This window comes from Actinomycetota bacterium, from assembly GCA_035697485.1.
Classification (GTDB): Bacteria; Actinomycetota; UBA4738; order UBA4738; family HRBIN12; genus JAOUEA01.
Map to the genome: position 1 here is coordinate 1 of DASSCU010000017.1, position 14,055 is coordinate 14,055.

The 14,055-nt window shown below is 69.3% G+C and carries 12 protein-coding genes; 7 read left to right on the forward strand and 5 right to left on the reverse strand.

The genetic code is table 11. The annotated features are described in order from the left end of the window. The first annotated feature begins 1,297 nt into the window (after window positions 1-1,297). Window positions 1,298-1,636 (forward strand): STAS domain-containing protein, encoded by a 339-nt coding sequence (locus VFI59_04375; GenBank protein ID HET6712929.1) that lies wholly within the window; start codon window positions 1,298-1,300, stop codon window positions 1,634-1,636. Further along, a complete protein-coding gene (locus VFI59_04380) occupies window positions 1,629-2,462 on the forward strand; it encodes a helix-turn-helix domain-containing protein (GenBank protein HET6712930.1) in 834 nt (277 codons plus the stop codon). The genes VFI59_04375 and VFI59_04380 overlap by 8 nt, the downstream gene beginning before the upstream one ends. Window positions 2,463-2,632: 170 nt before the next feature. Here the strand turns inward: VFI59_04380 and VFI59_04385 are convergent, their stop codons facing one another. After that, the gene (locus tag VFI59_04385; GenBank protein ID HET6712931.1) at window positions 2,633-2,935 is read right to left on the reverse strand and encodes a cupin domain-containing protein; all 303 of its coding nucleotides are present in this window, start codon (window positions 2,933-2,935) and stop codon (window positions 2,633-2,635) included. A gap of 166 nt (window positions 2,936-3,101) precedes the next feature. Here VFI59_04385 and VFI59_04390 point away from each other — a divergent pair, with 166 nt between their 5' ends. Together VFI59_04390 and VFI59_04395 are read left to right on the forward strand one after the other, a co-directional pair. Continuing rightward, window positions 3,102-3,524 carry a DUF5318 family protein gene (locus VFI59_04390; protein HET6712932.1) on the forward strand — a complete coding sequence of 141 codons (423 nt, stop codon included), beginning with the start codon at window positions 3,102-3,104 and terminating at the stop codon, window positions 3,522-3,524. A 94-nt stretch (window positions 3,525-3,618) separates the two neighbouring features. Next, window positions 3,619-5,805, forward strand: coding sequence for a transglycosylase domain-containing protein (locus VFI59_04395; GenBank protein HET6712933.1), 2,187 nt, complete (start codon window positions 3,619-3,621; stop codon window positions 5,803-5,805). Window position 5,806: 1 nt separating this feature from the next. Here VFI59_04395 and VFI59_04400 read toward each other — a convergent pair whose 3' ends face one another. The 4 genes from VFI59_04400 to VFI59_04415 all read right to left on the reverse strand — a co-directional run bounded on the left by VFI59_04400 (window position 5,807) and on the right by VFI59_04415 (window position 11,248). Next, window positions 5,807-7,936, reverse strand: coding sequence for a PAS domain-containing sensor histidine kinase (locus VFI59_04400; protein ID HET6712934.1), 2,130 nt, complete (start codon window positions 7,934-7,936; stop codon window positions 5,807-5,809). Between the two features lie 115 nt (window positions 7,937-8,051). Beyond that, complete coding sequence (locus VFI59_04405) at window positions 8,052-8,690, reverse strand: response regulator transcription factor (GenBank protein HET6712935.1); 639 nt, start codon at window positions 8,688-8,690, stop codon at window positions 8,052-8,054. A 91-nt stretch (window positions 8,691-8,781) separates the two neighbouring features. After that, on the reverse strand, window positions 8,782-9,921 hold the full coding sequence (locus VFI59_04410) for a mannosyltransferase family protein (GenBank protein ID HET6712936.1): 1,140 nt from the start codon (window positions 9,919-9,921) through the stop codon (window positions 8,782-8,784). Window positions 9,922-10,015: 94 nt separating this feature from the next. Next, a complete protein-coding gene (locus VFI59_04415) occupies window positions 10,016-11,248 on the reverse strand; it encodes a glycosyltransferase 87 family protein (protein HET6712937.1) in 1,233 nt (410 codons plus the stop codon). A 66-nt stretch (window positions 11,249-11,314) separates the two neighbouring features. Here VFI59_04415 and VFI59_04420 point away from each other — a divergent pair, with 66 nt between their 5' ends. From VFI59_04420 to VFI59_04430, 3 genes are read left to right on the forward strand one after another with little or no spacing between them, the layout of a single operon-like run. Next, complete coding sequence (locus VFI59_04420; GenBank protein HET6712938.1) at window positions 11,315-12,067, forward strand: MerR family transcriptional regulator; 753 nt, start codon at window positions 11,315-11,317, stop codon at window positions 12,065-12,067. Next, a complete protein-coding gene (locus tag VFI59_04425) occupies window positions 12,064-12,750 on the forward strand; it encodes a ubiquinone/menaquinone biosynthesis methyltransferase (GenBank protein ID HET6712939.1) in 687 nt (228 codons plus the stop codon). The genes VFI59_04420 and VFI59_04425 overlap by 4 nt, the downstream gene beginning before the upstream one ends. Further along, window positions 12,747-14,051 (forward strand): isochorismate synthase, encoded by a 1,305-nt coding sequence (locus VFI59_04430; GenBank protein ID HET6712940.1) that lies wholly within the window; start codon window positions 12,747-12,749, stop codon window positions 14,049-14,051. Before VFI59_04425 ends, VFI59_04430 begins: the two co-directional genes overlap by 4 nt. Window positions 14,052-14,055: the final 4 nt, after the last annotated feature.

Here is a 14,055-nt window from a genome sequence, read left to right on the forward strand (position 1 = left end):
CGCCTCGAGTTCGTCGAGCAGGTCGCACCAGTCCGTGAACGTCGAATCCTGGCGTAGGCGCTCACGCACTGCATCCCGAACGTCCTCGGGGCAGCGGAGATACCCCAGCAACTCGGCCCGAAGCCAACGCGAGAACGTCTGCGGGTCGTCCAGGAGAGTGCGGGCTGAAAAGGACATCGCCGACGAGACTACCCACGAGTAGCCCCCACCATGCAACTCTGTCCGTTGTCTGCTCCCTGGAGAGATCGTGACCGGATGGGGCTGCGACCGGTGCAGATGGCCGGACATCTGGGGCTGAACCTCGCCGAGTACAGGGCGCCCGAAGCCGGCTCGGGGAAGTCCTCACGCTTGGCGACGATCTGGCTCACGCGCTGCTTCGTCACACCGAGGATCAGGGACTACGGCTCGATCACCCGCAGCTCGCCGTCCCGGTCGATCTTCAGCATCGTGACCCCATCCGGAGCGGACGGCGGACGGGCTGGCCGCGACCCCACGCGATCGGCCGTCCAATCGACGAGCCCGTCGTGCAGAACTGCGCGTCGCCTCCGTCATCGGTCAGCGCCGACGCGCTGAGTTCGAGTGTTCCCTCAGCCGATCCCCATCGGACGACCCCGTCGATGTCGATCGCCAAGCCGAAGATGCCGGGATACAGCTCGTGCACCCCGAACGAGCCGTCATCGCCGAGGCGCTGTCCGTCCCCGAATCCCGCGATCCGAACGTCTCTGTCGAAGCGTCCTCGCAGGTCAGAGTTATGTAGAACGTCGAGCGGCTGAGGAACCGGCGTCCGCTGTCGCGCTTGAGGATCTCGAGCTGGATCCGCTTCTCCTGCGGGGTGCGACCTCTGTAGCTGATCCGCTGCCCGGCCACCGCGGGCACGGCGACCGTGACGCCGAGCGTCGCGATCAAGGAAAGCACGAGAGTGCATCGAGCGAGGTTTCTTCATCCGTTTCTCCGATTCCGCTGGTGGGCAATCATCGTGGGGCCACTCGGACACGGGGTCAACGGGCGAGCGCGGCGTGGTGTCGGCTACCCGCAACGGGACGTCGACCGTCTTGCGGGAACGATCGACGCTCGTGGTCGCCTGGCCGGAGGGACTGGATACTCTGGGGCGGACCTCGGCTCGGCGTCTCCGAGGAACACGACCTGCACGGTCCCGTCCTCGAGGATGGATCCGCTTCCCGAATTGCCTGCGGTAGAAGCTCACGCTCTCTTGCTGATCGGTTCGCGATCTGCGCCCTATTGACGTAGGGCCGCAAGAGGCCTAATGTCAGGTGTCAGCCGTCAGACAGGAGACAGGGTGGGTCACCTTCAGGCAACGACCGAGGAGGCCGTTGACGGTGCCGTGGTGCGCGTCGAAGGCGAGATCGACTTGGCCAATGCGTCCGAGTTGGCCGAAATGCTGGAGCCGGCTGGGACGAGCGGAGGACCGGTCACGGTCGATCTCGCAGACGTCACGTTCATCGACAGCAGCGGCCTCCATGCACTCTTGGAATTCGCAGCACACTCGCTCAATGGCAATGGACCGCTGACGATCGCGAACCCCTCGCGAACGGTCCGGCGGGTCATGGAAATCGTGGGCATGACGGAGTTGGCTCACATCCAGGTCCAGGTGGACAATGACCACGAGCATGGCTGAGGTGATCTCACTCGGGGAGCGGCTGCGAACGCGCCGCGAAGAACTGGGTCTCAGCCAGGCCCAGGCTGCCAGAGAGCTCGACGTGGCCCGGACGGCCTACCGCCTCTGGGAGATGGAGGCGGCCAAACCCGCGCCGGATCGGTGGCGCTTGATCTCTCGCTGGCTCGGCGTGTCGGTGGCCGCGATGCTGCTCGCCGAACAGCTCATCGACGAGGACGAGGCCACGTCCGCAGCCGACGTCTCGAACCGGCTGGCTCAGGATGGCGTCACCTGGGACGAGGAGGGGCGTAGCCAGTCCGGGACCTTCTTCCAACAGGAGCGGTCGATGATCCGGCGTGAGGAATCCTCCGGGCGGATCAGCGAGTCGGAGTCCACCCGGCTGACCGACGTGCTGACAAGGGTTGAAGAGGCCTCTCAGGGCATGCGGGATCCTGGTTGGCGACGTGCCTCGTTGCACAAGGAGCTGCCACGCGACGACGCGGCGCCAGCCCTCGCTCGCGCTGCGGTCGCCGTGACGGCCGCTGGTGTCCCGAAGCTGCAGCTCGAGGATGCCCTGCTCTTGACGAGCGAGCTCGTGACGAACGGCGTTCAACACCCGGCAGCCACGGTCGGCTCGCTCATCCTCGAGGTATCCGTCGATTCCGGTGTCCTTCGGGTCGTGGTCGCCGACGGCGGCTCGGGGCGGATCCGTCCCAATCCTGTGGACGAGGCGAGAGGATGGGGCCTCGCGATCGTGGCGGAGACCGCCTCTCGTTGGGGGGCCGGTCGCGAGAGTGGGCTCAACGTCGTGTGGTTCGAGCTCGACCTGCCCGCGCCGGGGGCTTGAGCGCAACCTGTCTGCGCCCTTGAGGGCGAAGGGTACGAAACGGCAATCCAGTCATCGCCCCCCGCTACCCCTGCGCCATTGCTCCCCGCCCTGATCGAGCGTCTCCCCAAGGACCGCAAGCGGCTAGAGATCACGCACGACTGCTAGCCCTGCGTGGTCTGCCGTACGGGTTATCCGTCGTAGATCACCCAGAACTTCACGATGCGCTCGCGGATCACCCCCGTGCCGGCCGATCCATTCGGCGTGACCAGCACATCCCCAGGCCCGATCGTGAGGGTGCGCCCGTCGTCGGTGACGATGTCGGCGTCGCCCTCGAGGATCAGCGCGACCTCGTCGTAGGGGCGCTCGAACGACCACGTGTCGGGATCGCGTTCCCAGAGCCCGGTCGTGACGGCGCCGCCGGCGGTCGAGAAGACGTCCATCTCGAGACCCCCGGACGGGATCTCGCCGGGTGCGTCGACCAGCGACGCCATCCGTCACGATCGCCCGACCGTTCACCCTGATCGTCGTTCCCTGCGTCACGCTCATCCTCCGCTCCGCCTCCCGCAGGCGCCCTTCGGGCCCACGTCGCAAGGCTACCGGGGATTGGACTTCCGGCCGGTCCGCCGTGACGTGGACCGGGAGTATGCTTGCGCGACCATGCCGAAGCAGCAGGGGAACCGGCCGAGACGCACGCCGCTGGGCCGCAACAGGCGGTCCGAGCTCGGCGTGATCGACTTCACGCTCGCCAAGCGAGCATTGCTGCGTGACGCGCAGCTCGGGGTGCTCGGTCTCACCGACATCTGCGACGCCCACCCCGAGCTGATGCGCGCGGCGAAGCACGTCGGTGAGCCCACCAAGCACGACTGTCCGGTGTGCGGCAAGGTGAAGCTGGTGTTGCTCGCCTACGTCTACGGTGACGGGCTCCGCGACCAGAACGGACGCGTCTGGTCGATCGACACCGGCCTTCGCATGACGGCCGCGCACCCCGGTGCGAGCTGCTACGTCGTCGAGGTGTGCACGAACTGCCAGTGGAACCACCTGCGCGAGGCGTTCACCGCCCGACGAACCGCCGCCGGGTAGCAGCCCTCGGCCCCTGCGGTGCAACCGTATCTCCATCGGTCCGTCACACCTGGGGCCTCCGAGGGAGCCCACCCGGTCGATACAATCAGAGGTCGTGTCGACCACAACCCCCACGAGGCCCGAAGGGGCGAAGCACGTTCCCAAGCACGCCCCCAGCTCGCGGAAGAAGGGCTTCTTCCGCCGGTTCTGGTGGGCGTTCGTCCTCGTGCCGTTGCTGGTCGTCGTCGCACTCGGCGGCTCGCTCTACATGGCGTATGCGCGCATCGAGCTGCCCGAGACCCTTCCGCCGATCCGTACGAGCTACCTCTATGACCGCAACGGTGAACAGCTCACTTCCCTGCACGGCGCCGTCGACCGCAAGATCGTCGGGTTGAAGCAGATCTCCGACAATCTCGAGCACGCCGTGCTCGCGACCGAGGACGCCGGCTTCTACGACCATCCGGGCATCGACGTGCGGGGCATCGTCAGCGCCGCGTGGACCGATCTCGTGAAGCGCGACACCGTCGTGGGTGCTTCGACGATCACCCAGCAGCTCGTGAAGAACGTGTACGCCGGGGAGTACATCGAGCACCCCAACGGCACCCAGGAGTACATCGTGCCCCCCCGCACGATCAAGGAGAAGATCCGCGAGGCGTTGCTCGCGATCAAGGTCGAGCAAGAACTCTCGAAGGACCAGATCCTGGCCAAGTACCTGAACACGGTCTACTTCGGCCACGGCGCTTACGGCGCGGAGGCGGCGGCCCAGACATACTTCGGCCACGCTGCCTCCGAGCTCACCGTGAACGAGGCCGCCGTGCTCGCCGCGGTGCTGCACGCGCCGAGCCTCTACGACCCGATCAAGAGCAAGTTCGACAACGAGTTCCGTCGCGACTACACGCTCGATCAGATGGCCAAGTACGGCTACATCCCCCAGGGCGAGGCGGCCCGGCTGAAGTCGCTCCCCTGTTGCGGCATCCCGCGGTCGCAGAAGGATGAGGACGCCCGGATCTCGAGCCCCGCCGGCTCCGAGTACTTCGTCGAATGGACACGATCAGGACTGTTCGAGGAGTACGGCAGCGCCCGCGTGTACGGTGGTGGTCTGCAGATCACGACCACGCTGGACTTGAAGATGCAGCGGATGGCGGAGGACGCGGTCGAGGCGAACCTCCCCGACACCAACTACAACCCCGACGCCGCCCTCGTGTCGATCGACAACGAGACGGGCGAGGTGCTCGCGATGGTCGGAGGGCGTGACTGGGACGCGTCGAAGCTGAACCTGGCGACCCTCCCGTGTGAGGGATGCGGGCGACAGGCCGGGTCGGCCTTCAAGCCGTTCACCCTGGCGGCCGCGCTCGATCAGGGGTTCGCACTGCGAGGACAGTACTGGTCGGGCCCATCGACGATGACGATCACGGACCCACAGTGCTCGGGGCCCGATGGTCTGTGGACCCCGACGAACGCCGGTGACAGCTCCGCCGGCACGGTCGACCTGTACGGAGCCACCGTGAACTCCGTGAACACCGTGTACGCACAACTCGTGGCGGCCCTCGCCGGCGGGCCGGCCGACGTGGTCGAGATGGCGCACACGCTCGGCATCGTGTCCGACCTGCCGCCGGTCTGCTCGATCACGCTGGGGAGCGTGCAGATCAATCCGCTCGAGATGACGAACGCCTACGCGACCCTCGCGGCCGACGGCGTCTACCACCGTGCCAACCCGCTCCTGGCGGTCGACCGGCCGAACGGGGAGCCCGCCGATCGCAAGGTCGCCTCACGCCCCAAGCCGAGGTTCGATACGCCCGATGTCCCCCGGGCGGTCACCTCCGCGCTGCAAGGCGTGGTCCAGGGCGGCACGGGCTCCGCAGCATCGATCTACCCGTGGCCCGCCGCCGGCAAGACGGGGAGTGCCCAGGACAACGTCGACGCCTGGTTCTGCGGGTACACGGTGCAGCTCTCGACGTGTGTGTGGGTCGGGTATCCGGACGAACAGCGACCCCTGATCAACATCGCCGGTGTCCCGACCGTCTACGGGGGCACGATCCCTGCCGCCATCTGGCACGACTACATGCTCGAGGCGATGGCCTACGGCGCGCAGGAGTGGGGCTGGGAGCCGACGCCGTTCTCGACGGACTTCTCCCTGACGGGCACCCAGGGGGCGCCGACACCGATCGCGTCGCCCACACAGCCACCGTCGCCGTCTCCCGAACCCAGCGAGACGCCCGAACCCAGCGAGACGCCCGAACCCAGCGAGACCCCGCCCCCGAGCGAGACCCCGCCCCCGAGCGAGTCCCCGCCGGGCGGGTAGGTTACGACGCCTCGTGCAGCGTGGCGCCGCGGCGCGACGGCAGCTCATCGAGCGGCAACGTGGCGACGATCGACGTGCCGCGCCCGGGTGAGGACCGGACCACGAACGATCCGCTCGCGAGCTCGACGCGCTCCCGCATCGAGGCGAGACCGACCCGTCCCTCCCGCAAGAAGTCCCGCGCGAGCCCGGCGTCGAACCCCTGTCCATCGTCCTCAACCTCGACCCGGAGCTGCGAGTCGTTGGCCTGCACCATGACCATGACCTGTGTCGCCCCCGCATGCTTCGCGGCGTTGGACAGCGCCTCCTGGACCACCCGGTAGGCCAGCGTCTCGAGATCCTCGGGCAGCGCCACGTCGACGCGACCGGCGAACTCGGTGTCGACCCCCTGGTCCGCGCCGAACCGCACGAGCGTCTCGCGCAGCGCCGGGAGGAGCCCGCGTTCCTCGAGCACAGGTGGCCGGAGCCCGGACATCAGGCCACGCAGAGCATCGGCCTCGCCGGCGAGCTCCTCGCGGATCTTCGTGAGCACCTCGACGCCCTGCTCGACGTCGCCGGCCCGGATCATCAGCAGCGCGGCTTCGAGGGAGAGCGACGCGGCCGACACCCCTTGCACCGGCCCGTCATGCAGGTCGCGGGCGATGCGGTTGCGCTCGGCCTCGATCGCGGCGTTCGTCCGGCGCATCAGCCGGCTCCGGTCCTCGTCGCGGTCCTGCAGGAACTGGAACAACGACCGGATCGTCTGGTCGGCGACTCGAGCCGCGGTCACGTCACGAACGAGCAGCAGCGTCCGCGGCGGCGTCGTGGGCACGGCGGACGTGCGCGACTCGAGGTGCAGGACCTGTCCGCCGGGTCGCGTGATCTGCGACTGCCCGCCGGCCCGCAGGCCGGCGAAGGCCTCGTCGGCCCCGACGACGACCGAGGCCACGGCCGTCCACGGCTGATCCTCGATCGACTCGCGCGGGAGGGCGATCATCTCGGCGAACGCCTCGTTCGCCCGCAACACCACGCCGCGCTCGTCGAGCTCGACGATCCCATCCTCGGCGGTCTCGAAGACCAGTCGGAGGTGTTCCTCGGACTGGCGGAGCGTCTCGTTCGCCTCACGGACGCGTTCGAGCGCCTGGTCGGTCTCGGCGAGAGCGCGCTCCCGCTCCTCGAGCGCCTCTCGCGTCTGGCGATGCGCGATCGTACTCGCGGTCTGGTTCGACAGGATGCGAGCCGCGATACCGAGGCCGAGCAGCAGGATGATCGCGATCGACTGGGCGCCGTCGATGCCGCGCTCCTCGTCGAAGATCGCCACCACGGCGAGCGCCGCGCAGGCCGTGACCACCGAGAGGCTCGTGAGCACCGGTCGCGCCCAGCGCCGCGGCGGGGTCGACGCCGTCTGCGGGTCGGGGATGCCCGTGTACACGGTCCATGCCGCGAATGCGAGCGGGCAGAGCATGAACGGAAGCTCGATCGTGGCGATCGGACTGTCGAAGGAGCCACGGGTCCAATGCCACCCGAACGTCGCGGTGGCGGCCGCCGTGACCGCGAAGATGCCGAAGAGCACGAGATGCCGGCGTGAGGGGGCCCACAACGTGAGGGCGCCGAAGGCGGCGACCTGGAAGGCGGCGACCGCGCTGAAGACCGCGGCCGTGATCGACGCCTGAGGCGATGCCTCGTAGGGGCGGACGACCACGTACATCAGCGCCGTCACCGATGCCGTGATCAGGAACACGTCGGTGCCGATCTCGATGCCGTCTCGGTCGTCGAAGTGGTCGTGGAACTCCGCACGCGCCAACTGCACCAGCGGCACGAGGAACAGCGCGAACGCCAGGTCGGTGGCACGTGGCTCGTACGTGCCGCCGGCGTTCACCTCGACGACGAGGAACACCGCGTTGACCGCCCCGAGCATGAACAGGGCGTAGGCGAGGTGAACCGTGCCACGCCACGCCTCGCCCTTCCCGACCGCCCGAAGGATGAGGCCGCCGGACAGCAGGCAGGAACCGGCCACCATGACCTGGGCGGCAAGGCCTTGCTCCCTGGAGCCGCTGGGGAACGCCATGTAGGTCACGACGGCGGCCACCGCGGCGGCGCCGAGGAACAGGCCCGTGGCTGTGCGTGCACGCGGGCGTGCGGCGACGTCGCTCATGTGAAGTCAATGATGCCTGGTGGGGACACCCGACTCCATCACCCGACCGGGGGTCGTTGGCGACCGGACGGACTAGCCCGTCGAGGGGACGGGCGGCGGCCGGGAGTCTCGTCGCCTACTCGATGAGACGGCGGCGCAAGGCCTCGGCGACCGCGGCCGTGCGGTCGGAGGCTCCGAGCTTCTCGAAGATGTGCTCGAGGTGGGTCTTGACCGTGTCGGGCGAGATGTAGAGCCGCTCGGCGATGTCTCGGTTCGTGTGTCCGAACGCCAGGAGCTGCAGGACCTCGATCTCGCGGGCGGTCAGGGTCTCGGCCTTGCGGTCTCGTTCCTTGGCGGTAGAGAGCTCCTCGGCGAGGGCGACCACCAGCTGCGGATCGATCACCATGTTGCCGCCGGCGACCAGCCGGACAGTCTGGATCAGATGCTCTGCGTCTCGGGCCTTCAGCACGTAGCCTCGGGCGCCCGAGCGCACGGCTTCCACGACGAATTGACGGTCGTCGTATGCGGTCAGCATGATCACGCCGACATCGGGCCAGCGGTCGCGGATCTCACGGGCGGCCTCGAGGCCGTCCATCTCCGGCATGCGGATGTCGATCAGCGCGATGTCCGGGGTCTCGGTGCCGATCAGGTCGAGCAGCTCCTTGCCGTCTGCGGCCTCGCCGACCACCTCGATGCCGTCGGCCATATCGAGGTACCGACGCAGGCCCTGGCGCACCAGCGAGTGGTCGTCCGCGATCGCAACCTTGATCGTCACGTTCCCTCCTGAGGGCCCCCCGAGTTCGGACCATCCTAATCGTTCGAGCGGTGCATCGATGCGAACCGCGTCATCGGGGGAGGTCGATGGATCAGAACACGTCCCACCACGTCACGAACAGCGCGCCCAGGATCGCGTATCCGCCGGCGAACGCCGCGACGATCGCGGCGTGCGGGACGCGGCCGCGCTCCACCGCGCGCGCCAGCACCCAGAACGCCGGGAAGATCACGGCGACGAACCGTGGCATCGACAGCAGCGGACGCGTCGGCCAGGCGTACACGAGGGGGAGTGTGAGGCTCGCGACCGCGTAGACCGAGTACGTGGGACGGAGCCACCGGAGCCCGGCGATCACGGCCAACACGATCACGCCGACCACGAGTGCGTCGACGAGCCAGTAGCCACCCAGGCGCCAGGCATCGCCGACGCCTTCGGCGAGGGTCGTCCACGGCCATCGCGCCTCGCGCAGCCAGTTCCGCTGTGCCGTCCACGGCACGGTCGCGTCGCCGTGCTGCGCGCGCCACCAAGCCAGGTAGAGCAGGGGGCCGAGACCGACGGCGAGCGTCGCCACGAGGCGGGGCGCGATCGGGCGTCCGAGGCGTCGATGCTGCAGCACGGCTTCCACGCCGAGCGCGACCACGAGGAGCACCCCGACGCTGCGGGTGCCCGCCGCGAGCGCCCCCGCGAGCGCCGCGAGCCACCATCGATCGCGTCGCGCGAACCAGAACGACGAGATCGACGCCAGCAGGAACGGGCCTTCCGTATAGGGCGCCAGGAAGAAGAAGGCCGACGGGAAGATCGCGACGAGCAGCACCGTGAGCCGCGCCGCCTCGTGCGACATGCCTTCGAGTCGCGTGAGCCCGTGCAGCATCACGAGGGCGCCGGCGAAGCAGGCGTTCGACACGAGCAGGGCGGCGCCGAGCGGGCCGATACCCGGCAGCCACGCGATCAACCGGATCGCGAGGGGGTAGACGGGGAAGAACGCCGCGCTGCCGTCGGCGACGTCATAGCCGCGCGACGCGATCGCGAGGAACCACGCGGCATCCTGTCGTTCGGCCGCGGTGACGAGGGCCTCCCACCCGTAGCTCACCGGCGCGATGGGCCAGCCCGCGACGGCCGGCGGACCCTGCCGCGGCACGATCAGGCCGACGGCCACGAGTCCGAGCACCGAGAAGCCGATGCGCACACCCAGGAACACGAAGAGCGAATACCTCAGCCCGTCGCGCAGCCTCACGGGTGCTCCGTCGTGGGGTCCCGCCGTCAGAGCGGCAGACTCCTCCGACCTCTCCGACGCGGGCTCGCTCACGCCGACACCGCCTCGCCCTCGCTCACGCCGACACCGCCTCGACCTCGAGGGCCGGAGGGCCGGCTCGCCGGCGGCGCTCGAGTTCGATCGGCTCGTGCTCGCGGAGGATCCACGCCAGGACGCACCACACCAGCACCACCGCCCGCAGCATCACCATCACCTCGAACAGCGCCTGGGACGAGCCGGGCGCGCCCTGGAGCCGACCGAACCACGTGAAGCGCGTCACGAACACCGCGACGTCGGTGAGCGAGAACGCCAGGAAGAGCCACAGCCGCGGGAGCACCAGGGCGAACCAGGGGAGCAGCCAGAGACCGTATTGCGGCGAGTACACCTTGTTCGACAACAGGAACGCCACGAGCACCGGCAGACCGAGGGTCCAGCGAGGAAAGTCGGGGTGGCGACGGGCCTTGATCGCCCACACGGCTGCGGCCGACGCCAGGAAGATCGCGAACGATCCGACGTTGATCGCCCGCGTGGACGGACATAGCTCCAGATGGCGGCAGGCGATGTACCAGAGGCTGTCGAAGTCCGCTGCCCGCTCGCCGTTGAACCGGAAGAAGGTCAGCCATGCCGTGGGTGCGATCGCCGCGAACGGAAGGTTGACGAGGAGCCAGGCCCCCGCGGTCGTCCATGCGAGTACGATCGCGCCGTCGGGGCGCCGTTCGCGGATCCGCTGCACGATGAGTGGCACCACGAGCATGGCGGGGTAGAGCTTCGTGGCGGCGCCGAGTCCGAGGGCGACACCGGCCGCGCGATCACGCCTCCGGAAGAAGGTGAGCAGCCCGGCGGTCCCGAGCGCCACGGCGACGAGGTCCCAGTTCACCGTTCCGTACACGAACAGGGTGGGTGCGAGCGCGAAGTAGAGCGCGCGCGATCCGTTCGCGACGTACAGCATCACGGCGATCGCCACGGCCAAGCCGGTCAGCAGAAGGGCATTGACCCAGTAGAAGGGGGCGTAGTCGTCGCCGGAGATCCACGACGCAAGCCGCATCACGTACATCGTGAGCACGGGGTACTCGTCGCAGTTGCGACCCTCGACCGGCTCGCACGCATCGAGGAAGGGCAGGCGTGAGCCCCGCAACTGCTCGGTGTCGAGGAGCGGCACGACGTCGGTGTAGCAGAGCCGTCGATACTGGCGCAGGTCGCCCCAATCGCCCGAGGCGCATGGAGCCTTGGTCACGGCGCCGAGCGCCATCGTGCCCACCACGCACGCGAGGACCAGGCCGAGGCTGACCGTCGCGCGCGCGTGGCTCATCGCGCCGCATCGTAGCCCGACCACGACGGATGACCGTCGGAGTGCCGACTCGTAGAGTGTCCGGTCGTGAGGTATCGCGTGGAACAGCTGGCCGCGACCTGCGAGGTGTCGGTCGACACCGTCCGCTACTACCAATCGCGCGGGCTGCTCGCCGCCCCCGAGCGGGAAGGGCGGGTGGCTTGGTACGGCCCCGAGCACGTGGAGCGCATCGCCCAGATCCGCTCGCTGCAACGCAAGGGGCTCACGCTCGCCGCGATCCGACGGGTGGTCTCCGGCGAGCTGGGTCCCGCCGACGCAGACCTCGCGGCGGCCGTGTCGTCGGCCCTCGGGGAGGCGGGCGATCCCACCGTGAACGCCGACACCGAGGCGGACGGTTCGCTCACCCTCGAGGAGTTCTCTGCGGCGAGCGGCGTGCCCGCGTCCTTGGTCCAGGCGGTCGAGCGCGAGGGCATCCGGCTCGGCCGCCGAGTCGACGGTGAGGACCGATACACCACGGCCGACATCGAGGTCGTACGCACGGCGCTGCGTCTGCTCGAGTTCGGCTTGCCGCTGCCCGACCTGCTGGGGCTCGCCCGCGACGCCGACGCGGCGATGCGAGGTCTGGCCGTTCGTGCCGTGGCCCTGTTCGATGAGCACGTCCGCAAGCCGATCCGCGACACGGCCGGCGACGACGAGCGGGCGGCCGAGCAGATGGTCGAAGCCTTCCGCGAGCTGCTGCCGGCGGTGACGACGCTCGTGTCGCACCACTTCCGCCGCGTCCTGCTCGAGACCGCGGAGGCCCAGATCGAGGAGCCGGCCACGATCGAGGGGCGTCCGTGACCGCGCCGCTGCCGCAGGGGGAGGAGAAGCGCCGCGCAGTCCGACGGCTGTTCGACTCGATCTCGCCACGGTACGACCTCGTGAACAGGGTGATGACGTTCGGCATGGACGTCGGGTGGCGGCGCACGGCCGTCGCGGCGCTGCGGCTTCCCGGCCGGTCGTTCGTGGCGGACCTCGCATGCGGCACCGGCGACCTCTGTCGTGAGCTGGAACGCCGCGGGTACCGGGCGGTCGGGTTCGACTTCTCCCACGGCATGCTCGTGAACGCTCGCACCGACGCACCGCTCGTGGAGGCCGACGTCCTGCAGCTGCCGATCGCCGATCGGGGGGTGGACGCCGTCACCTGCGGGTTCGCCCTGCGCAACGTGGTATCGCTCGGGGGGTTCTTCCGGGAGCTCGGACGCATCGTGCGACCGGGCGGACGCATCGTGCTGCTCGACGCGAGCGAGCCAGACAATCGCGTCGTGCGTGCGGGCCACGGCCTCTACTTCAACCGGGTCGTGCCGATGATCGGCGGCACGCTCTCGAACAAGACCGCCTACTCGTACCTGCCGAAGTCGATGGCCTACCTGCCGCCGGCGGCGGAGATGCTCTCGATGCTGCGTGAGGCCGGCTTCCCGGATGTGCAGCGGCGACAGCTCTCGGGCGGGCTCACGCAGCTCTTCGTGGGCACCCGGTCGTGAGCGGGTCGGTGTACGCGAAGCCGCTGGGCGCCGCGTTCGACCTGCTGGCGGCATACGCGTCGCCGGACGGCTTCTACTTCGAGCGGAAGGGCCTCGGTGTCGCGACCGCCTCGCTCGACGGCGCGCTCGAGATCGGCCCCGCATCGGACGTATCGGCGTTGGCTCGAGCGGTCGCGGTGGCCTTGCGGGAGGTCGGCGACGTCCACGGTGTCACGCCCCTCGCGGTCGGAGCGCTGCCGTTCGCGGCAACTCCAGCGTCCTTGTGGATACCCCGGCGCACGGTGATCCGCACGGACGACGGGGAAACGTGGCTGCTCGACCTCGCGGGCGATGGCGACCAGGCACCCGCGTTCCGGCCGGAGCGGGTGATCGGCGAGCTTCCGCACGAGGCGTTCCGGCCCGTGCAGCTGAGCGAGGAGCCGCCGGGTCCGGTCTACGCCGAGGCCGTGCGTTCCGCCGTGGATCTGATCGATGCGGGCGCACTCGAGAAGGTGGTGCTCGCGCGAACCCTGTGCGTCGACGCCGGCCGGGCGCTCGATGCCCGGCGGTTGCTGCATCGTCTCCGCGCGGTCGAGCCTCACTGCTACACCTTCGCCGCGCCGACACGGCAAGGACCTCCGTCTTCCGTCGCTGGCACCAACACGGACGTCCCTGCTCAGTCGCGCGAAGGATCGTCGATCCGCCTCCGTCCCCTGGTCGGCGCGAGCCCGGAGCTGCTGGTCTCTCGTCGAGGAGATCGTGTGCGCTCGATGCCGTTGGCGGGAACGGCTCCCCGCTCAGGCGACCCCGACGAGGACCTCGCGAACGCCGAGGCGCTCGCGGCGTCGGCGAAGGACCGGGAGGAGCACGCGATCGTCGTCGCCGCGGTCGCCGACGTGCTCGGAGGCTTCTGCGACGACCTCACCTTCGACGCCGAGCCCGTGCTCGAGCCCACCGCCAACGTGTGGCACCTGGCGACGCGGTTCGAAGGGACGCTCCGTGACCGGTCGGTGACCGCGCTCGACCTCGTCGCCGAACTGCATCCGACCCCTGCCGTATGCGGCACGCCCGAGACGGCTGCCCGGTCATGCATCGATCGGTCGGAAGGCTTCGACCGCGGGGCCTACGCGGGGCCGGTGGGGTGGGTGGACGTTCGAGGTGACGGCGACTGGGCGATCGCGCTCCGCTGCGCCGAACTCGACGGCGCGCGAGCCACGCTCTACGCCGGCGCCGGCATCGTGGGGGGGTCGGATCCGGCGAGCGAGCTCGAGGAGACCGATCGCAAGTTCCGCGCGTTCCTCGACTCGCTGCGCTGGGGCTGACCTC

Excerpts from the sequence above, each read along its gene's own strand:
- VFI59_04385 (HET6712931.1), bottom strand. The coding sequence starts at position 2,935 with ATGGCGTCGCTGGTCGACGCACCCGGCGAGATCCCGTCCGGGGGTCTC.
- VFI59_04400 (HET6712934.1), bottom strand. The coding sequence starts at position 7,936 with ATGAGCGACGTCGCCGCACGCCCGCGTGCACGCACAGCCACGGGCCTG.
- VFI59_04415 (HET6712937.1), bottom strand. The coding sequence starts at position 11,248 with ATGAGCCACGCGCGCGCGACGGTCAGCCTCGGCCTGGTCCTCGCGTGC.
- VFI59_04380 (HET6712930.1), top strand. The coding sequence starts at position 1,629 with ATGGCTGAGGTGATCTCACTCGGGGAGCGGCTGCGAACGCGCCGCGAA.
- VFI59_04390 (HET6712932.1), top strand. The coding sequence starts at position 3,102 with ATGCCGAAGCAGCAGGGGAACCGGCCGAGACGCACGCCGCTGGGCCGC.